Here is an 18,906-nt window from a genome sequence, read left to right as displayed (position 1 = left end):
TACAACAAGTATTTTTTATGTTGATTTTTAAGGCGCCATTATGATTATGGCGCCTTTCTGGCACCCATAATTGCCTATGAAGGGAGAGACGTATGAAACTTTCAACCGTGATGGCTGGCCTCGTGGCCGCAACCTGCATGGTCTCCGCGGCTAAGGCCGACAAGCTGGACGATGTCATTTCCTCGGGCACGCTGCGTTGCGCCGTGGTGCTCGACTTCCCGCCGATGGGCTCGCGCGACGAGAGCAACAACCCGATCGGCTTCGACGTCGACTACTGCAACGACCTTGCCAAGTCGCTGGGCGTGACCGCCGAAATCGTCGAGACGCCTTTCCCCGAGCGCATTCCGGCGCTGATGTCCGGCCGCGTCGACGTCGGCGTCGCCTCGACCTCTGACACGCTGGATCGCGCCAAGACCGTCGGCATGACCATCCCGTACTACGCCTTCGAGAACTCGGTCGTTGCCAGCGAGAAGGCTGACTTCACCACTTGGGAAGGCATGAAGGGCAAGGTCGTCGGCGCCACCGCCGGTACCTATGAAGCGATCTGGCTGGAAGGGCAGGTCAAGGCTTGGGGCGAGGGCGAGTTCCGTCCCTACCAGACCCAGGCCGACGTCTTCCTCGCACTGAGCCAGGGCCAGCTGGATGCCACCGTCTCGACCACCGAAGTGGCGAATGCCAACGTGAAGTCCGGCAAGTTCCCGGGCATCAAGATCGTCGACAAGGCGCCGATGGTACCGGACTACGTGGCCCTCTTCACCAACCGCGAAGAGTACGGCTTCATCAACTACCTGAACCTGTTCATCAACCAGCAGGTTCGCAGCGGTCGTTACGCCGAACTCTACAAGAAGTGGGTTGGCGAGGGCGAGCCGGCCAACCTGTCGGTAAACGGCGTCTATCGCTAAGCTGACCGTTCGCTGGCGGCGCGGGGGACAGTCCCTCGCGCCGCTGCTCCTTTCCAAGAGGTGAGACGGTAATGTTCAGCTACACCTTTCAATGGAAGCAGGCGTTCAAGGCGCTGCCGCAGATGCTCGACGGCGCCCTGGTGACGCTGCAGATTGCGCTGCTCTCCATGGCCATCGGCCTGGTGATCGCCATCGCTCTGACGCTGTTCCGTCGGTCGGGCAATCGCATCCTCAGCGGTTTCGCCACCGCCTGGGTCGAGGTCGCGCGCAACACGCCCGCACTGTTCCAGATCTACATGGCCCATTTCGGGCTTGGCAATTTCGGCATCCACCTGAGCCCCTTCACGTCGCTCCTGGTCGGCATCGCCTTCAATAATGCCGGCTACCTGGCGGAAAACTTCCGCGGCGCGCTCAAGGCAATCCCCGACACCCAGACGCGCGCGGGCCGGTCGCTCGGCATGAGCTCGCTGCAGGCGTTTCGGCTGATCGTCATGCCGCAGATGCTGCGCATCGCCTTCCTGCCGGTCACCAACCAGATGGTCTGGGCGATCCTGATGACCTCGCTTGGCGTCACCGTCGGCATGAACACCGATCTCGCCGGCGTCACGCAGGACCTGAACGCCCGTACGTTCCGCACCTTCGAGTTCTTCGCTTTGGCCGCGGTGATCTACTACGTCATCGCCAAGGCCGTCACGCTGGGCGCCCGGGCGTTTGCCTCGCGCATGTTCCGCTACTAAGGAGAGGTGAGTGATGTTTGATACTGCCCTCACCTGGGGTGACCTGGCCTTCCTCGCGCAGGGCGCGGGGATGACGCTGGCGGTCACCGCCATCTCGGTCGCCGCCGGCACTGTGCTCGGGGTCCTATGCGGGGTGATCCGCTTCCAGTTCGGGCCTTACTGGTCCGCACCGTTGACCTTCGTGCTCGACGTGTTCCGATCCGTGCCGCTGCTGATCCAGCTCGTGCTCGGCAATGCCTTCCAGTCGATCGCCAAGCTCGGCTGGCCTCCGTTCACGACCTCCTGCGTGGTGCTGTCGCTCTATACGGCCGCCTACTGCACCGAGATCGTCCGCGGCGGCATGTCGTCGGTGCCGGTGACCACCCGGCGCGCGGCCCGCTCGCTCGGCATGACCTGGTGGCAGGACATGCGCTACATCGTGGCGCCGCTCGCCACCCGCGTCTCGCTGCCGGCCTGGATCGGCCTGGCGCTCAGCGTGATGAAGGACTCCGCGCTCGTGCTCTGGCTCGGCCTGATCGAGCTGCTGCGCGCCTCGCAGATCCTCGTCACCCGCCTGCAGGAGCCGCTGTTCATCCTGCTGATCTGCGGCGCCATCTACTTCATCATCAGCTTCCCCATCGCCCGGCTCGGCGGGTATCTCGAGAAACGGTGGTCTCCCAATGATTGAGATTGAAAACGTCCGCAAATCCTTCGGCGAGCTGGAGGTTCTGAAGGGAATCAACCTGACCGTCAACAAGGGCGAAGTGCTGACCGTCATCGGCGGCTCCGGCTCCGGCAAGTCGACGCTGCTCACCTGCATCAACGGCCTGGAGCCGATCGATGCCGGCCGGATCGTCATCGACGGCACCGACGTTCATGCCAAGGGCACCGACCTGAACAAGCTGCGCCAGAAGGTGGGCATCGTGTTCCAGCAGTGGAACGCCTTCCCGCATCTGACCGTGCTCGAAAACGTCATGCTCGCGCCGCGCAAGGTCCTCGGTCTGTCGAAGGCCGAGGCTGAGGCCGTCGCCGTCCGGCAGTTGACCCATGTCGGTCTCGCCGAAAAGCTGTCGGTCTATCCGAACCGCATGTCGGGCGGCCAGCAGCAACGCATGGCGATTGCCCGGGCGCTGGCCATGTCGCCGGAATACATGCTGTTCGACGAAGTGACCTCGGCGCTCGACCCGATGCTGGTCGGCGAGGTTCTCGATACGCTGCGGATGCTGGCATCCGAAGGCATGACGATGATCTGCGTCACCCACGAGATGAAGTTCGCGCGCGAGGTTTCCGACCGCGTCGCCTTCTTCCATCAGGGTATCATGGCCGAGATTGCTCCGCCGGAGCAGTTGTTCGACGCGCCGCAGCACGCCGAGACAAAGAAGTTCCTGGCTGCGACGCATTGAGGGCATGATGAAAGAGCAGGGTCAGGCCGATGTGATCGTCATCGGCGCGGGTGTCGTTGGCCTTTCCGCGGCAATCGCCGCGCAGGCGCGGGGGTTGTCGGTCGTCGTCCTGGATCGCGAAGGCCCCGCGGCCGGCGCCTCGGCGGGCAATGCCGGAGCCTTCGCGTTCACCGATATCCTGCCGCTCGCCTCGCCGGGCATCCTGATGAAGGCGCCGAAGTGGCTGCTCGACCCGCTCGGGCCGCTGACGGTGCCGCCTTCCTATGCTCTGCAGATCGCACCCTGGATGTTCCGCTTCTGGCGGGCCTGTGCACCTGGGCGCGTCGCGGCCTCGACCAAGGCGCAGACGGCGCTGATGGATCTGTCGAAGGCGGAGCTGGAGCCCTTCCTGCAGCAGACCGGCACCCTGCCGATGCTGCGCAAGGAGGGCAACCTCCAAGTCTATGAGAGCGAGGCCGAACTCAAGGCCTCGTTGCCCGGCTGGAAGGCACGGGCCGAGCACGGGATCGAGTTCCGCCACATGAAGGTGGAGGAAATGGCTGTGATCCAGCCTGGCCTCGCGCCGCGCTTCACCCATGGGACCTTCACGCCGGGCTGGTACTCGATTGCCGATCCGAAGCTCTTCACGCTCGCACTTGCCGATCATTTCCGCGCCATGGGCGGCGTGATCGAGCGGGCAGGCGTAACGGCCCTGCGCCCGGTCGCGGACAGAGTTGAAATCCAGACGGACGACGGCGGCACGCGCCGGGCAGCGAAGGTGGTGCTGTCGGCAGGTGCGTTCTCGCACAAGATCGCCAAGTCGCTCGGCGAGAGCATCCCGCTGGAGACCGAGCGCGGCTACAACACCACGCTTCCCGCCGACGCCTTCGACCTGCGCACGCAGGTCACCTTCGGCGGCCACGGTTTCGTCGTCACGCGCCTGTCGACCGGTATCCGCGTCGGCGGTGCGGTGGAACTTGGGGGCCTGAAGCTGCCGCCGAACTTCCGCCGGTCCGAGGCGATGCTCAAGAAGGCGCAGGCGTTCCTGCCCGGGCTGAAGCCGCAGGGCGGCGAGCAATGGATGGGCTTCCGCCCCTCGATGCCTGACAGCCTGCCGGCTATCGGCCGCGCCCGGGCAACGCCAAGCGTGATCTTCGCCTTCGGGCACGGCCATCTTGGCCTGACCCAATCGGCGGGCACGGCGCGGATTGTCGCCGACCTGTTGACCGATCAGGCCCCCGCCATCGACCTTGCTTCTTTCTCGCCTCAACGTTTCTGAGAGAGGGACCCCCGAATGAATTCGCAGACGCCCGCCCAAAGCATTCTTGGCGGCGTGGCCGAAGGCCCCGTCGTGGTATCAGCGGAAGCATTGAGCTTCTGGGGTGGGGTTGACCCGGCGACCGGCTCCGTCATCGACGTCCATCATCCTCTGCATGGCCAGTGTCTGACCGGCGGCATCCTGATGATGCCGTCGAGCCGTGGCTCCTGTACCGGATCGGGCGTGCTGCTCGACCTCGTGCTCACCGGACGGGCGCCGGCCGCGCTGGTGTTCTCCGAGGCCGAGGACGTGTTGACCCTTGGCGCGCTGATCGCATCGGAAATGTTCGGCAAGCCGCTGCCGGTCCTGCGTCTTTCGCCGGACGCTTTTGCGGCGTTGTCGCGCGCATCGACGGCGCGGATCAGCAATGGCATGATCGAGGCCGAAGGCCTGACGATTCCGGTCAGCCCGCCGGGCGCCGCGGCGCTCGACCTGACCGAAGACGACCGCGCGATGCTCGAAGGGAGGCAGGGCGTGGCGGTCCAGCAGGCGATGCGCATCATCTGCGCCATGGCGGCGCAGCAGGGCGCGCGCAGCCTCGTGGACGTAACGCAGGGCCATATTGACGGCTGCATCTACGCCAGTCCCGCGAACCTGACCTTTGCCGAGAAGATGGCCGACATGGGTGCACAGGTCCGTGTGCCGACGACGATGAATGCCATTTCCGTCGATCGCGCCAACTGGCAGGCGCAGGGTGTTCCGCATGCGTTCGGCGATCCGGCGGCGCGCCTTGCCGATGCCTATGTGCGCATGGGGTGTCGGCCGACCTTCACCTGTTCGCCCTATCTGCTCGACAGCGCACCGCAAGCGGGCGAATCGATCGCCTGGGCCGAATCCAATGCGGTGATCTTCGCCAATACCGTGCTCGGCGCGCGCACGGCGAAGCACCCCGATTTCCTCGATCTCTGCATTGCGCTGACCGGGCGGGCGCCGCTGTCGGGCGTCTATCTCGACGAGCACCGCAAGGCGCAGCGCGTCATCGACGTGGAGTTGCCGGAGGGCGTGGACGATGCATTCTGGCCGCTGATCGGCTATCTCGCTGGCCGGGCTGCTCCGGACCGGATCCCGCTGTTGCGCGGGCTTGCTTCCGCGCAGCCGTCGCGGGACGACCTCAAGGCACTTTGCGCCGCCTTCGGCACCACCTCCGCCGCGCCGATGCTGCATGTCGAGGGCGTGACGCCGGAGGCCGAGGGTGCGGTGGCCGACAATGCCGACCGCGTGACCATCAGTCGTTCCGATATGGCAGCCGCCTGGAGGCTCTTGAACGAGGGGCCTGAAGAGGTAGAGCTTGTCGCCATCGGCAGCCCGCATGCTTCGCTGGAGGAATGCCGCGCGCTGGCCGATGTGCTTGCCGGCAAAAGATGCCACGCGGGCGTCGCGGTGATCGTCACGGCCGGAAACCAGGTCATCGCCGATGCGAAGCGCGACGGCACCTTCGCCCGACTGCAGGACTGCGGCGTACAGGTGTTGCCCGATCTCTGCTGGTGCTCGATCTCCGAACCGGTGTTTCCGACGCGCACCAAAGCGGTGATGACCAATTCGGGCAAATACGCCCATTATGGCCCCGGCCTTTCCGGCCGCGCGGTGCGGTTTGGCAGCCTTGCTGACTGTGTGGTGGCCGCCCAATCCGGCAAGGTCCCCGTCAGGCTGCCGGAATGGCTGGCCTGACGCCAACCTGGTCAAACGACGCATAAAGCGCGTCGCGGTGTTTCAGATCCGCCAGACGCGCTTTCGTTCTTGCTTTTCACGTGTCCCGTTTCGCGGCCCTGGGGCTGCTCGAGAGATCGCCTCGCGACCGCTATGCGGCGCCGCGCCTTAGCCGCGCGGCGCCGCACAAAGTGGATTACTGCTTGCGTGGCCAGGTGTCGGCGAGGCGGTAGCCGGTCGGCCACGGATCGTCCGGATCGAGCATCACCTGGCTGGTGCCGGTGATCCAGGCCCGGCCGGAGATTTCCGGCACGATCGCCGGGCGGCCGCCGACGGTGGTCTCGCCGACGATGCGGCAGTCGAAGCGCGAATCGATGATCGAATAGCCCGAGAAGCCCTGGCCGACCTTGATCTGGCCGCGGGCATGCAGCACGGCCATCCGCGCCGAGCAGCCGGTGCCGGTCGGCGAACGGTCGAGCTTTGCAGGCTGGATGACGACGGTGTTGCGGCCATGCAGTGCGCCATCGCGTTCCTCCACGGGCAGCGTCAGCTGGCAAAAGGAGATGTGGCTCCACTCCGGATTTTCCGGATGGGTGAAGCCGAGCTGCTCGTTGGCGGCCTTGGTGATGCGGATGCCGGTCTCGGCCAGCTCGCGGGCTTCGTCCGGCGTTACGGAGAAACCAAGCGCGCGGGCATCGGTGATCACGAAACTGTCGCCGCCATAGGCCGTGTCGACCGTCAGCGTCCCAAGACCTTCCACCTCAAGCTTTGCATCGAGCTTGTCGGCAAAGGACGGTACGTTGGTGACCGTGATCCGCTCCGCCTTGCCGTTGCGGCAGGTGGCGACCACGTCCACCAATCCGCCCGGCGCTTCCAGCACCATGCGCGTTTCCGGCTCGACCATCGGCACGATGCCGCTGTCGAGCAGCACCGTCGACACGCAGATCGAATTCGAACCGGACATCGGCGGCGTGTCCTCCGGCTCCATGATGATGAAGCCCATCGTCGCGCGCGGGTCCTTCGGCGGCACCAGCAGGTTGATGTGACGGAAGACGCCGCCGCGCGGCTCGTTCAGCACGAAGTTGCGCAGGCCCTGGTCCTCCGCGATGAACCGGCGCTGCTCCCACACGGTCTTGCCGGGCGGTGGTGCGACGCCGCCGACGATGACGTCGCCGACTTCGCCTTCGGCGTGACAGGAAACGATGTGGATGACCTTGCTACTGCGCATACCTCATACTCCCTCATTGCGGCGCGCCCCAACTTCACATGCATCTTTCATGAGATCGGTGACGCTCTTGAGATTCGTGCCGGCTCGGCCGATCGTCTGTCCGGGCCAGCGGAAATCACTCATAGAAATATTGGATCCAATATACAATATGAAAAGAAGCAAAACCTCCGGCCGCCTGCGCTCTGTTGCCCGCGTGCCGGATTGGACCTATGACCGAACAGCGGCAGCCGCAGACGCTGCCCGTTCGCAAACCGGGATTTTGACACATGAAGCTCGATGCCGTCGATGTCAGGCAAGCCGCGTCAGCGGCCGATATCGTCTATGAGGCGCTGCGCAAGGCCATCGTTGAGGGCGATCTCGGCGAAGGCGAGAATCTCCGGCAGGACCAGATCGCGCAGATGTTCAACACAAGCCGCATCCCCGTGCGCGAGGCATTGTCCCGGCTCGAACAACAGGGCCTGATTACGACGCAACGCTACAAGGGCGCAGTGGTCGCCGGCCTGTCGATCGAGGAAATCGAGGAGATCTTCGAATTCCGTGCCATGCTCGAGGCAGAGGTCATGCGTCTGGCCGTGCCCAACATGGATCGGCGGATGCTCGACATCGCTCGGGCCTATTGCGAGGAGTTCGGGCGGGAGCCCGACCCCGGCAAATGGGGCGAGACCAACCGCCTGTTTCACTACAGCCTCTACGAGGCCGCCGGCCGGCCCTACTATCTGCAGATTGTCCGTGGCTCGCTTGATCGCATTGATCGGTATCTGCGGGCACAGCTCACTTTGACCGACGGCGTGCAGCGGGCCAAGCGCGAGCATGAGGCGATCCTCGAGGCATGCGCTGCGGGGGATGCCGAACTTGCCTCCCGACTGACGCGCGACCACGTGCTGGATGCCGGGCGCTCGCTCGTCATCTTTCTGCGCGGGGAGAGGGCCTGACCGGAGTGCCCCAGCTTCGACTACTTCAGGCCGTTCGCCGCGCCGACGAAATCCGACAGCATCGGCACGTAGTCGTCGCCGCGGCCGGCGTTGACGGCGAGGGCGAATGAATTGCGCACGGCCGCTCCGACGGGATTGGCAACGCCCTCGGCGTTGGCGAAGGCGGCCAGATAGCTCATGTCCTTGAAACCGTTGCGGATCGCAAACTTGTGCGCGTTCGGGTCGCGCTCCAGAACCCAGCGGAAGAAAGTCTGGTAGAAACCGCAATCCATCCGTCCGCCACGGATGACGCTGTCGAAGGTTTCCGGCGTCAGCCCCGCCTTGCGGCCAAGCATGAGGGCTTCCGAATAGAGCGCGGCATAGCCCATCGACAGGAAATTGTTCAGAAGTTTCATCGTGTGGCCGGTGCCCGTCGGTCCGGTATGGATGACGCGGCCGGCGAAACAGTCGAGGATCGGACGGACCCGGGCAACGTCGGCATCGGTCCCACCGACCATCACGTCAAGCGTGCCGGCGGCGGCATCGGCCGGCGTGCGGCCAAGCGGCGCGTCGATGAGCGTAGTCCCCTTCACTGCGAGCCTTGCTGCAAGCGACGTGGTCACGGACGGGTCCGAGGTGGAGCAATCGATGATCGTGAGAGGGCGGCCGGCAGCGGCAATGCCCTCGTCCCCCTCGACGACCGCCAGCACTTCGGGCGATCCGGTCACGCAAAGAACGATGGTGTCGCAGTGTTCCGCCATCTCGCGCGGCGACTTCGCCTCGGTCGCTCCCTTCGCGACCAGGGCCTCGAGCGGCGCGCGGTTGCGATGCGCCATGCCCACCAGCGGATAACCTTTGGCCAGAATGTTTGCCGCCATGCCCTGACCCATGAACCCAAGTCCGATGAAGCCCACTGCCTGCGTTGTCATGGTCGTCTTCCTTTGCCGTCCGGGGTACCGCCAGCATAGCAGCCTGTGTAGCCGAAGCGTAGGATTGATGCGCACCTCGACGATGCCAGCGCGCTACGGCAGCAGCGGGTTACGACTTCATTGAGATGCTGGCGGAACTGCTTCCGGCGGTCAGCGCGACAGTTCCTTCGTCGCCGATTGCAACCCGGCAAGGGTCAGGGGGAACATGCGGCCGTGCATCAGGCGGCCGATCAGGTCGGTCGACTGGGTGTAGCGCCAGTGCTCCTGGTGCACCGGATTGAGCCAGATCGCCCGGGGGAAATGCTCGGTGATGCGGGTCAGCCAGACCGCGCCGGCCTCCTTGTTCCAGTGCTCGACGGAGCCGCCTGGATGGGTGATCTCATACGGGCTCATTGCCGCATCGCCGACGAAGATCACGCGATAGTCGTTGCCGTAGGTGCGGATCAGCTCAAGCGTCGGCGTGACGTCGGTGCGCCGGCGGCGGCTGTCTTTCCAGACGCCTTCGTAGACGCAGTTGTGAAAGTAGAAATGCTCCAGGTGCCGGAACTCGGCACGTGCCGCCGAGAAGAGCTCCTCGACGGTGCGGACATGCGATTCCATCGAGCCGCCGGCGTCGAAGAACATCAGCAGCTTCACCGCATTGCGCCGCTCGGGCCGGGTGACGACGTCGATGTAGCCGTGCTGGGCGGTGGAGTGGATCGTGCCGGGCAGGTCGAGTTCGTCCACGGCACCCTCGCGCACCCAGCGCCGCAGCCGTTTCAGCGCGACCTTGATGTTGCGGGTGCCGAGTTCAACGCTGTCGTCGTAGTCCTTGAATTCGCGCCGGTCCCAGACTTTGACGGCCCGGCGGTGCCGGGAGGCGTGGCCGATGCGAACGCCTTCCGGATTGTAGCCGAACGCGCCGAAAGGAGAGGTGCCGGCCGTGCCGATCCACTTCGAGCCGCCCTGGTGGCGTCCCTTCTGCTCGGCTAGGCGCTGGCGCAGGGTCTCCATGAGCTTGTCGAAGCCGCCGAGGCTCTCGATCAGGCGTTTCTCCTCATCCGTGAGGTATCGCTCGGCCAGCTTTTGCAACCACGCTTCGGGAATTCTCGCGTCGATTCTGTCAAGTGCCGCGCCCGACACGGCTTCGAGCCCCTTGAAGGTCTCGGCAAAGACCCGGTCGAACCGGTCGATGAAGCGTTCGTCCTTCACCAGCGCGCTGCGGGCAAGATAGTAGAAGGCCTCGACGTCGAAGTCGGCAATGCCTGCTTCCATGCCTTCCAGCAGCGACAGGAACTCCCGCAGGGTGACGGGAACCTTCGCGGTCCTCAGCGCGAGGAAGAACGGGATGAACATGGCGGTCAGAGGTTCTTCTGGTAGATGATGAACGGCGTCTTGTCGGCGATGCGGTCATAGAGACGGCGCGCGGTCGCGTTGAATTCCTGTGTCATCCAGTAGACTTCCGGCGTGCCCGCATCGGCAGCCTTCGCATAGACCGCCTCGATCAGCGCCTTGCCGATGCCGGTGCCGCGCACTTCCGGATCGGCGTAGAGATCCTGCAGGTAGCAGACATTGTTGGTCGTCCAGCACGAGCGATGGAAGAGATAGTGGGCGAGGCCGACAGGCTTGCCGTCGAGGACGGCCAGCAGGCCGGCGAACTCGTTGGCGCCGCCACCGGTCAGCCGTGCGAAGGTCGATCGGTAGATTTCTTCCGGGAGCACGGTCTCGTAGAAGGCGAGGTAGGCCGTCCACAAACGGCGCCACGCGGCCTCGTCGTCAGCTGCAACAGGTCTGATCACGAGGCCGGTCATCTGCTTATCCTTCCTTGCCAATCTTCTCCAGATCATACGGTGTTGTCTGGTACATCTCGTTGATCCAGTTGCCGAACAGCAGATGCGCATGGCTGCGCCAGCGGTTCAAGGGGGGGATCGCCGGGTCGTTGTGCGGGAAATAGTTCCTCGGCATCTTGATCGGTACGCCGGCGTTCACATCACGGAAATACTCGTCGGCAAGTGAGGTTGAATCGTATTCGACGTGATTGAAGACGTAGAGCCGCTTGCCGGCCTTCTCCTGCACGTAACAGACGCCCGTCTCGTCCGATTCCATCAGGATCTCGAGGCCCGGTCGCTGGCGGATGTCTTCGGAGCGCACCTCGGTCCAGCGCGAGACGGGGATCTGGAAATCGTCCGAAAATCCGTTGAGGAAGACGGAGGAGGGATTGCGATTGTGATGGCGGAAGACACCGAATGCCTTTTCGTCGAGCGTAAACTTCGGCACGCCGTGAAAGTGATAGATCGCCGCCATCGCGCCCCAGCAGACATTCAGCGTCGAATGGACGTTCGTCTCGGTCCAGTCGAAGATCTGCTTCATCTCGTCCCAGTAGGTGACATCCTCGTAGTCGAGCGTCTCGATCGGCGCACCGGTGATGATGAAGCCGTCGAACTTGCGGTGCTTGATATCCTCCCACGTGTCGTAGAAGGCGAGGAGATGTTCTTCCGACGTGTTCTTCGCCCTGTGGCCGCCGATGCGCACCAGCGACAGCTCCACCTGCAGCGGCGACGCGCCGACCAGCCGCGCCATCTGGATCTCGGTCTTGATCTTGTTCGGCATGAGGTTCAGGAGTCCGATCTGCAAGGGGCGGATGTCCTGGCGGACAGCCACCGTCTCGGTCATCACCCGCACGCCCTCGTGAACGAGGGTCTCGAAAGCAGGCAGCGTATCGGGAATCTTGATGGGCATGGCTTCACTCGATCAAACAAAAAAACCGGCGGCGACAAAATCGCAACCGGTCCGGGAAGGTCTCTTCTCGCGGCCCTTTAGCGACTTGTTTTACGTGGCTGCAAGCCGGCCGGCCAAATCACCACGGGACATATCCTAAATAGCGCCAGTCCGCCTCGGAATCAATCGGCGATGCCGGAATGGCTAACCGTCGCGCCGCGCCATGAAGGCCAGGCGTTCGAACAGGTGCACATCCTGCTCATTCTTGAGCAGGGCTCCGTAGAGCTTAGGCAGCATCGTTTTCGGATCGGTGCGCAGGTCGGCAGGCTCCACCTCGTCGGCCACCAGCAGCCGGATCCAGTCGAGGGCTTCGGACGTGGAAGGCCTTTTCTTCAGTCCGGGCGTTTCGCGGATATCGAAGAAGGTGGAAAGTGCGGCCGAAAGCAGCGCCTTGCGGATGCCGGGATAGTGGACTTCGACGATGCGGGAAAGCGTGTCCTGGTCGGGGAAGCGGATGTAGTGGAAGAAGCAGCGGCGCAGGAAGGCGTCCGGCAGTTCCTTCTCGTTGTTTGAGGTGATGATGACGATCGGGCGGTTCGCCGCGGCAACGGTCTCGCTCGTCTCGTAGACATGGAATTCCATGCGGTCGAGTTCCTGCAGGAGGTCGTTGGGAAACTCGATGTCGGCCTTGTCGATCTCGTCGATCAGCAGAACGGTTTTCCTCGGCGCCTCGAAGGCCTGCCAGAGCTTGCCCTTGCGGATGTAGTTGCGCACGTCGTTGATGCGCTCGTCGCCGAGCTGGCTGTCGCGAAGACGCGAGACGACGTCATATTCGTAGAGGCCCTGCTGGGCCTTCGTCGTCGATTTCACGTTCCATTCGATGAGGTCGAGGCCGAGGGCCGTCGCAACCTGGCGGGCGAGTTCGGTCTTGCCGGTGCCAGGCTCGCCCTTGACGAGCAGTGGCCGCTCCAACCGGATCGCCGCATTGACGGCAACCATCAGATCCTTGTCGGCGACGTAGTCGGCTGTTCCGGTAAACTGCATGCCTCTGCCCCTACTGCTGTACTGCAGAGCCGTCTAAGGGATGGCGGCAGGTCCGTAAAGGGTAGATGGCGGAACGCTGCTCGCCATCGGCAGACGGCGAGCAGCTATAGCACAGCGATCCGTGGCTCAGACCACGAACTGCCCGCCGTTGGCCGAGATCGTCGAACCGGTAATGAAGCCCGCATCATCGGAAGCGAGGAAGAGGACGCATCGAGCGATCTCCTCGGGTTCGCCCAACCGCCCGACGGGGATCTGCGGGATGATGCGCTCGTTCAGGACTTTTTCCGGCACGGCGCGGACCATCTCCGTGCCGATATAGCCCGGGCAGATGGCGTTGACGGTGATCCCCTTGGCGGCGCCCTCCTGGGCCAGCGCTTTGCTGAAGCCGAGATCACCCGCCTTGGCGGCCGAATAGTTCACCTGACCCATCTGGCCCTTCTGGCCGTTGATGGAGGAGATGTTGATGATCCGGCCGAAACTGCGGTCGCGCATTCCCGTCCAGACCGGATGGGTCATGTTGAACAGGCCGGTGAGGTTGGTGTTGATGACCTCGCTCCATTGCTGCGGCGTCATCTTGTGGAACATCACGTCCCGGGTGATGCCGGCGTTGTTGACGAGCACCTCGATGGGACCGAGATCGGCCTCAACCTTGGCAATTCCCGCCGCGCAGGCGTCGTAGCTCGAGACATCCCACTTGTAGACGGAAATGCCTGTTTCGGCCTTGAAGGCGTTGGCGGCCTCATCGTTGCCGGCGTAGGTGGCGGCAACCTTGTAACCGGCCTTTTTGAGAGCCGTTGAAATGGCCGCGCCGATGCCGCGCGTGCCGCCAGTGACCAATGCTACCCTGCTCATGTGTGCACTCCCCTCAGACGTTTTTTCGTTGGGCCTTGGAGTGGCGCCTGAAGCGCCACCCTTGAATGCGATGTGCGGCGTGCCGGCCGATGTTGGCAGGTGCTTACATCCGTTCCACGCACATGGCGACGCCCATGCCGCCGCCGATGCAGAGCGTTGCCAGGCCCTTGGAGACGCCGCGGCGCTTCATTTCGAACAGAAGCGTATTGAGGACGCGCGCGCCAGAGGCGCCGATCGGATGGCCGATGGCGATCGCGCCGCCATTGACGTTGACGATCGAAGGATCCCAGCCGAGGTCCTTGTTGACGGCGCAAGCCTGGGCGGCAAACGCTTCGTTGGCCTCGACGAGGCCGAGATCGCCAACCTTCCAGCCGGCCTTTTCGAGTGCCTTGCGGGAGGCCGGGATCGGGCCGGTTCCCATGATCTTCGGGTCGACGCCGGCGGTCGCCCAGGAGACGATGCGGGCCAGCGGCTGGATGCCGCGACGCGCGGCTTCGGCTTCGCTCATGAGAAGAGCCGCCGCCGCGCCGTCGTTGATGCCGGAGGCGTTGGCGGCCGTCACCGTGCCGTCCTTGTCGAAGGCCGGTTTCAGCTTCGCCATGGAATCCAGCGTCGCGCCGTGGCGGATATACTCGTCGCTATCGACGATGATGTCGCCCTTGCGGGTCTTGACGGTGAAGGGGACGATCTCGTCCTTGAAGCGGCCCGCCTTCTGCGCAGCTTCGGCCTTGTTTTGCGAAGCGACGGCAAAGGCATCCTGCTCGTCGCGGGACAGCTGCCACTGCCGGGCGACGTTCTCCGCCGTGATGCCCATGTGATAGCCGTAGAAGGCGTCGGTCAGGCCGTCCTTGATCATCGTGTCGATCATCTTGAAGTCGCCCATCTTCACGCCGCCGCGCAGATGCGCGCAGTGCGGCGCCATCGACATCGACTCCATGCCGCCGGCGACGATGATGTTGGCGTCACCGGTTGCGATCTGCTGCATGCCGAGGGCGACGGCTCGCAGGCCGGAGCCGCAGAGCTGATTCATGCCCCAGGCGGTCTTCTCCTGGGGTACGCCGGCCTTCATCGCCGCCTGGCGGGCCGGGTTCTGACCCTCCCCGGCCGACAGCACCTGGCCGAGGATGACCTCGTCCACCTCGCTTGCGGATACGCCGGCCCGCTCGAGAACGGCCGCGATCACTGTGGCGCCGAGTTCATGGGCGGGCGTGTTGGCGAAGGCGCCATTGAAGGAGCCGACGGCGGTGCGGGCCGCGCTGGCGATGACGATGGACGAAGTGCTCATGGGGGTCTTTTCCTCACTCTTTCGACCCACGACCGCAGGTGCGCCGCAGCTTGCGGCGGTTCCCGGCGCGGGAAATCCTTCCGGTTGCGTGCCAGTCGACGACCCTGCAGAGCAACCACCTCAACGGCAAAACTGGCAAAGCTTCGATGGAGAGTCAAACGGGTTGTCGCGGTCGCCGTCCGTGCTGCAGCCGTGCTGCGCTCGCAGCGCGGGCGCGCTAAAAAATGTTGCGCAGCATTTTTTTCACTGCAACGCACAATTGGATTGTCATACCATTATTTTTGCGGATACTCGCAGCGACCAGCAAGCGATTGGAAATGCGGGGATGAGGAGACCCAGATGGCCAAGAATGACGGTCAGATCACGATCAAGAAGTATGCGAACAGGCGACTCTACAACACGGGCACGAGCACCTATGTGACGCTCGACGATCTTGCGGTGATGGTGAAGAAGGGGGAGAACTTCATTGTCCAGGACGCGAAATCCGGCGATGACATCACGCATTCGGTGTTGACCCAGATCATCTTCGAGCAGGAATCGAAGACCGGCAACACGCTGCTGCCGATCTCCTTCCTCCGCCAGCTCATCGGCTTCTACGGCGATCAGATGCAGATGGTGGTTCCGAGCTACCTCGAGCATTCGATGCAGGCGTTCACCGAGCAGCAGTCGCAGATGCGCGAGCAGATGAACAAGGCCTTCGGCGACACGCCGTTCGGCAAGAACCTGCAAGTGCCGATGCAGCTGGTGGAAGAGCAGGTGCGCCGCAACACCGAGATGTTCCAGAAGGCGATGCAGATGTTTTCGCCCTTCATGAACGCGCCGCCGCAGAAGGAAACGAAGAAGGCCGAGGCCAAGGACATCGACGAGCTGAAGGAGCAACTGCGGGCGCTGCAGTCGAAGCTCGACAACCTGGGCTGACGCCGTTCGAAGGTATGTGCGAACCCGGACGACGAGGGAAAGCGCGGTCGGCTTGGATATGTGTAAAAGAAAAGGGCCGGAGGATGCCGGCCCAATTTCATTGTCGAAGATTGGAAGCGATTATGCGCTTTCCTTCGGCGTCAGCACCTGGCGGCCGCGATACATGCCTGTCTTCAGGTCGATGTGGTGCGGGCGGCGCAGTTCGCCGGAGTTCTTGTCTTCGATGTAGCTCGGAGCCTTCAGAGCGTCGGCGGAGCGGCGCATGCCGCGCTTGGACGGGCTCGTTTTTCTTTTCGGTACAGCCATTTCACTACTCCACTGAACGGGCAAACACGTCCCAGGCCACTCAAAATGGCCGAAAAAGACATGCATCTATCTCGGAAATTTGCCGGGCTTATACATGGCAAAAACCTGCTTGACCAGTCCCCGCAAGGATTTTTTCGCGTGAGCCGCCGCTGGTTGCTTCCATGCAGTGTTGACAGGAGTGCCAGCACCAGATGGTCAGCTCAGGCCTCGTCCTCCGGCACGGTCCAGGGTTCAGCCAACGCGGCCGCTTCCCACTTCTTCCAGGCCGGATGGGCCATGACGCGATCCATGTAGGCCAGCGAACCGTGGTCGGCGGTCAACTTGTAGGCATGGAAACGGTTGACGACGGGCGCATACATCGCGTCGGCGGCGGAAAAGGCGCCGAACAGGAACGGGCCGCCCCAGCGCTGCAGCGCATCACGCCAGATCGCTTCGATCCGCTCGACGTCGTCGAGGACGCCGTCCGGCAGATCGATCGCGCGCTGCGGCCGGCGGATGTTCATCGGGCAGGCGCCGCGAAGCGCCCGGAAGCCGGCGAGCATTTCCATCGAGACAGACCGGGCTTGCGCGCGCGCTTCGCGATCCGTTGGCCAGATGCCGGCGTCGGGGTAGAGCTCGGCGACATATTCGATGATTGCCAGAGACTCCCACACCCGCACCTTGCCGTGGTGCAGCACGGGCACGCAACCGGTCGGGGAGAGTTCCTTGAAGGCGGGATTGCCGGCGGCGAAATCGAACGGGATCACCCGATCGGAAAAAGGAATGCCGGCGGCCTCCATCGCGATCCAGGGGCGGAAGGACCAGGACGAATAGTTCTTGTTGCCTATATAGAGCACGAGGTCGGGCATGCGGGACTCCTGCGGATCCGGATTGGTCCAGACTCTAGAATCCCTGCCCGTTCAGCGCCAATGAAAAGGCATGAACTCAGTCATAAAGGCATCTGATGTATTCGCCCGAGCGGCTGGCGCGGCGCTCGATCAGGCTCGCGAGCCGCTTCAGGCCGCGGCCCGGCTTGCCGGCCTTGCGGTCGATCGGATTGGGCAGTGAGACCGCAAGCAACGCCGCCTGGCGCCGCGACAGCTTCTTGGCGGGCACGTTGAAGTGGTGCTGGGCGGCCGCCTCGATGCCATAGATGCCCGGCCCCCATTCGGCGATGTTGAGGTAGATCTCCATCAGCCGGCGCTTGCTCCAGACGACGTCTGCGGCAACGGCGAGCGGCAGTTCCAGCCCCTTGCGCAGGAAGGAGCGTCCGTTCCAGAGATAGAGGTTCTTGACCGTCTGCATCGGGATCGTGCTCGCCCCGCGGGTCGCCTCGCCCTGCAGCGCGTCGTTGACGACGCCGCGCATCTGGTTCCAGTCGACGCCGTCATGGGCGCAGAACTGGCCGTCCTCCGACATCATCACCGACTGCACGAGAACCGGGGCGATGTCGTCGAAATCGACCCATCGGCGGTCGTAGCCCTGCAGTGTGACGAGGTCCCGCAGCATCAGCGTGGAGACGGGATGGACGAAGCCGAGAGCATAGACCGGAATCAGGAGGTAGGGCAGGGCCAGCAGCGCGACCGCCACGAGCAGGATCTTCCGCCAGCTGCCACGCAGTCGCCGGATCAAGCCTCTGTCCTCGCCAGGGCCGGGGTCTGGGGCATCCAGCTGCCTGGCATCCAGTTGCGCCTCAACGCGGGTTTCCGGTGCAATCTCCAAAGGCCGGTATCCGTCCTCTCGCCGTTCCGGCTTTTCATAACGTCGCAGCGGCCGGTTTGCCAGTGGTTGTAGCGAACTTTGCCCGCGTTTGACTCCGCTATCCAAACCTTCGCCGTTGCCTATCGTTGCGCCCCATGCCAAAGAGCCACCATGACCAGCCATTCCACCCTTTTCCAGCAACGCATGAAATCGCATGCCGAGGCTGTCGAAGCCACGCTCGCGGACCTGCTTTCGCAGGGCCTGCGCGACGGGGAGACGGCGCGTCCTGAACGGCTGATGGCGGCGATACGGCATGGCGTGCTCAACGGCGGAAAACGGCTGCGGCCCTTCCTCGTCATCGAGTCCGCAGCACTCCTGGGCGATGGCTTTGCCTCCGCCGCCCTCAGGGTCGGGGCGGCGCTCGAATGCGTGCATTGCTACTCGCTGGTGCATGACGACCTGCCGGCGATGGATGATGACAACCTGCGCCGCGGCCAGCCGACCGTTCATGTTGCCTTTGATGAAGCATCGGCCATTCTTGCCGGCGACAGCCTGCTGACGCTCGCCTTCGACATCCTCGCCGCGCCGGAAACGGCATTGGCAGACAGGCTCAAGATCGAGCTCGTCCTTTCGCTCGCACGCGCAGCCGGCATCGGCGGCATGGCCGGCGGACAGGCGCTGGATCTCGCGGCGGAGAAGGTTGCACCGGATGAAGCCGGGATCGTCACCCTGCAGGCGATGAAGACCGGTGCCCTGATTCGTTTCGCCTGCGAAGCGGGCGCGATCATCGCCGATGCCGATAGTGCCACGCGCGACCTACTCAAGCGCTACGGCGAGACGGTCGGCCTTGCCTTCCAGCTCGCCGACGACCTGCTCGACCTGACGGCAGACGCCGCGACGATGGGCAAGGCGACCGGCAAGGACGCCGCGCGCGGCAAGGGCACGCTGGTCTCGCTCAAGGGACAGGCATGGGCCGAGAACCGGCTCAACGAACTGGTGGGCGAGGCAGAGGCCCTGCTTGCGCCGTTCGGCGAGCGGGCCAACATTCTGATCGAGGCCGCCCGCTTCATTGCCAATCGCAGGAGCTGATT

20 protein-coding genes and 1 riboswitch are annotated in these 18,906 nt (G+C 63.9%); of the genes, 9 read left to right on the top strand and 11 right to left on the bottom strand.

All coding sequences use genetic code 11. The features are described 5' to 3' along the window. The first annotated feature begins 92 nt into the window (after positions 1-92). From J2Y48_RS04635 to J2Y48_RS04610, 6 genes are all read left to right on the top strand, one after another. Complete coding sequence (locus J2Y48_RS04635) at positions 93-902, top strand: transporter substrate-binding domain-containing protein (RefSeq protein ID WP_310413440.1); 810 nt, start codon at positions 93-95, stop codon at positions 900-902. A gap of 71 nt (positions 903-973) precedes the next feature. Continuing rightward, the gene (locus J2Y48_RS04630) at positions 974-1,639 is read left to right on the top strand and encodes an amino acid ABC transporter permease (protein ID WP_310413437.1); all 666 of its coding nucleotides are present in this window, start codon (positions 974-976) and stop codon (positions 1,637-1,639) included. 13 nt (positions 1,640-1,652) lie between these two features. Beyond that, on the top strand, positions 1,653-2,306 hold the full coding sequence (locus J2Y48_RS04625; protein WP_310413435.1) for an amino acid ABC transporter permease: 654 nt from the start codon (positions 1,653-1,655) through the stop codon (positions 2,304-2,306). Further along, a complete protein-coding gene (locus tag J2Y48_RS04620) occupies positions 2,299-3,021 on the top strand; it encodes an amino acid ABC transporter ATP-binding protein (protein WP_310413432.1) in 723 nt (240 codons plus the stop codon). Before J2Y48_RS04625 ends, J2Y48_RS04620 begins: the two co-directional genes overlap by 8 nt. Positions 3,022-3,028: 7 nt before the next feature. After that, on the top strand, positions 3,029-4,279 hold the full coding sequence (locus tag J2Y48_RS04615) for an FAD-binding oxidoreductase (protein WP_310413429.1): 1,251 nt from the start codon (positions 3,029-3,031) through the stop codon (positions 4,277-4,279). Positions 4,280-4,294: 15 nt separating this feature from the next. Further along, positions 4,295-5,986 (top strand): aconitase X, encoded by a 1,692-nt coding sequence (locus J2Y48_RS04610; protein WP_310413426.1) that lies wholly within the window; start codon positions 4,295-4,297, stop codon positions 5,984-5,986. 175 nt (positions 5,987-6,161) lie between these two features. On the opposite strand, the gene J2Y48_RS04605 is transcribed toward J2Y48_RS04610, so the two are convergent. Then, the gene (locus J2Y48_RS04605) at positions 6,162-7,193 is read right to left on the bottom strand and encodes a trans-3-hydroxy-L-proline dehydratase (RefSeq protein WP_310413424.1); all 1,032 of its coding nucleotides are present in this window, start codon (positions 7,191-7,193) and stop codon (positions 6,162-6,164) included. A gap of 266 nt (positions 7,194-7,459) precedes the next feature. Here J2Y48_RS04605 and J2Y48_RS04600 point away from each other — a divergent pair, with 266 nt between their 5' ends. Beyond that, entirely contained in the window at positions 7,460-8,125 is a 666-nt protein-coding gene (locus J2Y48_RS04600; RefSeq protein ID WP_310413422.1) for a GntR family transcriptional regulator, read from the top strand. Between the two features lie 20 nt (positions 8,126-8,145). Here the strand turns inward: J2Y48_RS04600 and J2Y48_RS04595 are convergent, their stop codons facing one another. The 7 genes from J2Y48_RS04595 to J2Y48_RS04565 form a co-directional block, all read right to left on the bottom strand. Further along, positions 8,146-9,033: an NAD(P)-dependent oxidoreductase gene (locus J2Y48_RS04595; RefSeq protein WP_310413418.1), complete on the bottom strand. Its 888-nt coding sequence runs from the start codon at positions 9,031-9,033 to the stop codon at positions 8,146-8,148. A 150-nt stretch (positions 9,034-9,183) separates the two neighbouring features. Continuing rightward, positions 9,184-10,368, bottom strand: coding sequence for a VWA domain-containing protein (locus tag J2Y48_RS04590; RefSeq protein WP_310413415.1), 1,185 nt, complete (start codon positions 10,366-10,368; stop codon positions 9,184-9,186). A 5-nt stretch (positions 10,369-10,373) separates the two neighbouring features. Further along, entirely contained in the window at positions 10,374-10,823 is a 450-nt protein-coding gene (locus J2Y48_RS04585; RefSeq protein WP_310413411.1) for a GNAT family N-acetyltransferase, read from the bottom strand. Between the two features lie 4 nt (positions 10,824-10,827). Beyond that, positions 10,828-11,751, bottom strand: a complete 924-nt coding sequence (gene metA, locus J2Y48_RS04580) for a homoserine O-succinyltransferase (RefSeq protein ID WP_310413408.1) — start codon at positions 11,749-11,751, stop codon at positions 10,828-10,830. 57 nt (positions 11,752-11,808) lie between these two features. After that, positions 11,809-11,886, bottom strand: a riboswitch (SAM riboswitch). Positions 11,887-11,934: 48 nt separating this feature from the next. Beyond that, positions 11,935-12,774, bottom strand: coding sequence for a MoxR family ATPase (locus J2Y48_RS04575; RefSeq protein ID WP_310413405.1), 840 nt, complete (start codon positions 12,772-12,774; stop codon positions 11,935-11,937). Positions 12,775-12,900: 126 nt separating this feature from the next. After that, on the bottom strand, positions 12,901-13,626 hold the full coding sequence (locus J2Y48_RS04570; RefSeq protein WP_310413402.1) for a beta-ketoacyl-ACP reductase: 726 nt from the start codon (positions 13,624-13,626) through the stop codon (positions 12,901-12,903). Between the two features lie 103 nt (positions 13,627-13,729). After that, complete coding sequence (locus J2Y48_RS04565) at positions 13,730-14,911, bottom strand: acetyl-CoA C-acetyltransferase (protein WP_310413399.1); 1,182 nt, start codon at positions 14,909-14,911, stop codon at positions 13,730-13,732. A gap of 339 nt (positions 14,912-15,250) precedes the next feature. Between J2Y48_RS04565 and phaR the strand changes: the two genes are divergently transcribed. Further along, positions 15,251-15,829 carry a polyhydroxyalkanoate synthesis repressor PhaR gene (gene phaR / locus J2Y48_RS04560; protein ID WP_310413396.1) on the top strand — a complete coding sequence of 193 codons (579 nt, stop codon included), beginning with the start codon at positions 15,251-15,253 and terminating at the stop codon, positions 15,827-15,829. Positions 15,830-15,949: 120 nt separating this feature from the next. Here phaR and rpmF read toward each other — a convergent pair whose 3' ends face one another. The 3 genes from rpmF to mtgA all read right to left on the bottom strand — a co-directional run bounded on the left by rpmF (position 15,950) and on the right by mtgA (position 17,746). After that, the gene (gene rpmF, locus J2Y48_RS04555) at positions 15,950-16,135 is read right to left on the bottom strand and encodes a 50S ribosomal protein L32 (protein WP_097137963.1); all 186 of its coding nucleotides are present in this window, start codon (positions 16,133-16,135) and stop codon (positions 15,950-15,952) included. Between the two features lie 200 nt (positions 16,136-16,335). Beyond that, positions 16,336-16,983, bottom strand: a complete 648-nt coding sequence (locus J2Y48_RS04550; RefSeq protein WP_310413390.1) for a glutathione S-transferase family protein — start codon at positions 16,981-16,983, stop codon at positions 16,336-16,338. 76 nt (positions 16,984-17,059) lie between these two features. Beyond that, on the bottom strand, positions 17,060-17,746 hold the full coding sequence (gene mtgA / locus J2Y48_RS04545) for a monofunctional biosynthetic peptidoglycan transglycosylase (RefSeq protein ID WP_405030157.1): 687 nt from the start codon (positions 17,744-17,746) through the stop codon (positions 17,060-17,062). A gap of 240 nt (positions 17,747-17,986) precedes the next feature. On the opposite strand from mtgA, the gene J2Y48_RS04540 reads away from it, so the two are divergent. After that, on the top strand, positions 17,987-18,904 hold the full coding sequence (locus J2Y48_RS04540; protein WP_310413384.1) for a farnesyl diphosphate synthase: 918 nt from the start codon (positions 17,987-17,989) through the stop codon (positions 18,902-18,904). Positions 18,905-18,906 lie beyond the last annotated feature (2 nt).

The organism is Mycoplana sp. BE70 (genome assembly GCF_031455855.1).
Lineage (GTDB): Bacteria > Pseudomonadota > Alphaproteobacteria > Rhizobiales > Rhizobiaceae > Mycoplana.
Note: the sequence above shows the minus strand (reverse complement) of the source record. Positions and strands in the feature narration are given on the sequence as shown.

Bases quoted from the DNA above. Each gene is read 5' to 3' on its own strand.
- J2Y48_RS04565 (WP_310413399.1), bottom strand. From the start codon at position 14,911: ATGAGCACTTCGTCCATCGTCATCGCCAGCGCGGCCCGCACCGCCGTC.
- J2Y48_RS04625 (WP_310413435.1), top strand. From the start codon at position 1,653: ATGTTTGATACTGCCCTCACCTGGGGTGACCTGGCCTTCCTCGCGCAG.
- J2Y48_RS04635 (WP_310413440.1), top strand. From the start codon at position 93: ATGAAACTTTCAACCGTGATGGCTGGCCTCGTGGCCGCAACCTGCATG.
- J2Y48_RS04585 (WP_310413411.1), bottom strand. From the start codon at position 10,823: ATGACCGGCCTCGTGATCAGACCTGTTGCAGCTGACGACGAGGCCGCG.
- phaR (WP_310413396.1), top strand. From the start codon at position 15,251: ATGGCCAAGAATGACGGTCAGATCACGATCAAGAAGTATGCGAACAGG.
- J2Y48_RS04610 (WP_310413426.1), top strand. From the start codon at position 4,295: ATGAATTCGCAGACGCCCGCCCAAAGCATTCTTGGCGGCGTGGCCGAA.
- J2Y48_RS04620 (WP_310413432.1), top strand. From the start codon at position 2,299: ATGATTGAGATTGAAAACGTCCGCAAATCCTTCGGCGAGCTGGAGGTT.
- J2Y48_RS04605 (WP_310413424.1), bottom strand. From the start codon at position 7,193: ATGCGCAGTAGCAAGGTCATCCACATCGTTTCCTGTCACGCCGAAGGC.
- J2Y48_RS04615 (WP_310413429.1), top strand. From the start codon at position 3,029: ATGAAAGAGCAGGGTCAGGCCGATGTGATCGTCATCGGCGCGGGTGTC.
- J2Y48_RS04595 (WP_310413418.1), bottom strand. From the start codon at position 9,033: ATGACAACGCAGGCAGTGGGCTTCATCGGACTTGGGTTCATGGGTCAG.
- J2Y48_RS04590 (WP_310413415.1), bottom strand. From the start codon at position 10,368: ATGTTCATCCCGTTCTTCCTCGCGCTGAGGACCGCGAAGGTTCCCGTC.
- J2Y48_RS04540 (WP_310413384.1), top strand. From the start codon at position 17,987: ATGACCAGCCATTCCACCCTTTTCCAGCAACGCATGAAATCGCATGCC.
- rpmF (WP_097137963.1), bottom strand. From the start codon at position 16,135: ATGGCTGTACCGAAAAGAAAAACGAGCCCGTCCAAGCGCGGCATGCGC.
- J2Y48_RS04570 (WP_310413402.1), bottom strand. From the start codon at position 13,626: ATGAGCAGGGTAGCATTGGTCACTGGCGGCACGCGCGGCATCGGCGCG.
- J2Y48_RS04630 (WP_310413437.1), top strand. From the start codon at position 974: ATGTTCAGCTACACCTTTCAATGGAAGCAGGCGTTCAAGGCGCTGCCG.
- J2Y48_RS04550 (WP_310413390.1), bottom strand. From the start codon at position 16,983: ATGCCCGACCTCGTGCTCTATATAGGCAACAAGAACTATTCGTCCTGG.
- J2Y48_RS04600 (WP_310413422.1), top strand. From the start codon at position 7,460: ATGAAGCTCGATGCCGTCGATGTCAGGCAAGCCGCGTCAGCGGCCGAT.
- metA (WP_310413408.1), bottom strand. From the start codon at position 11,751: ATGCCCATCAAGATTCCCGATACGCTGCCTGCTTTCGAGACCCTCGTT.
- J2Y48_RS04575 (WP_310413405.1), bottom strand. From the start codon at position 12,774: ATGCAGTTTACCGGAACAGCCGACTACGTCGCCGACAAGGATCTGATG.